General features: G+C 46.2%; 1 pseudogene. It reads right to left on the bottom strand.

The features are described from left to right. Nucleotides 1–32 precede the first annotated feature (32 nt). A pseudogene (locus FC98_RS13865) lies at nucleotides 33–439 on the bottom strand (DNA topoisomerase); the annotation flags it as partial.

Genomic DNA, 439 nt, shown 5'->3' with positions numbered 1-439 from the left:
TTGTTCTTTTCAGTAACTAAATAGCCGCGTTACTTTAACACTTCTAGCACATTGGCCCGGGCCACACTTGTCCCAATGCCTTGCACATCTTTGAGAATTGCCTGGGCTGCTTCATCATCAAGCGTTTTGCCGGCCGTCTTCATGGCTGTGATTAATGTCCCTTCGGTAAACGGTACTGGTGGGGTCGTTTCTTTTTGCGGTGTTTGCAGATTTGCTTTAACCTGATCGCCCTGATGAACGAGTGGTAAGGTGGCTGTTTCTTGCTGGTCGGCTTTGTGATCATCAAATAAAGCTTGCCAGCCTTGCTTAGTTGGGACCTTACCGGTTGCTTTAAAATTGACGTCGCCAACCTGGGTGATAATGGTGGTTTCTTCGTACTCGTACGGATCAGCAAACATGGCTAATGTGGTTCTTAAAACTAAATCATAAACCTGTTGCT

This window comes from Lentilactobacillus kisonensis DSM 19906 = JCM 15041 (assembly GCF_001434135.1).
In the GTDB taxonomy this organism is placed as follows: Bacteria; Bacillota; Bacilli; order Lactobacillales; family Lactobacillaceae; genus Lentilactobacillus; species Lentilactobacillus kisonensis.
Note: the sequence above shows the minus strand (reverse complement) of the source record. Positions and strands in the feature narration are given on the sequence as shown.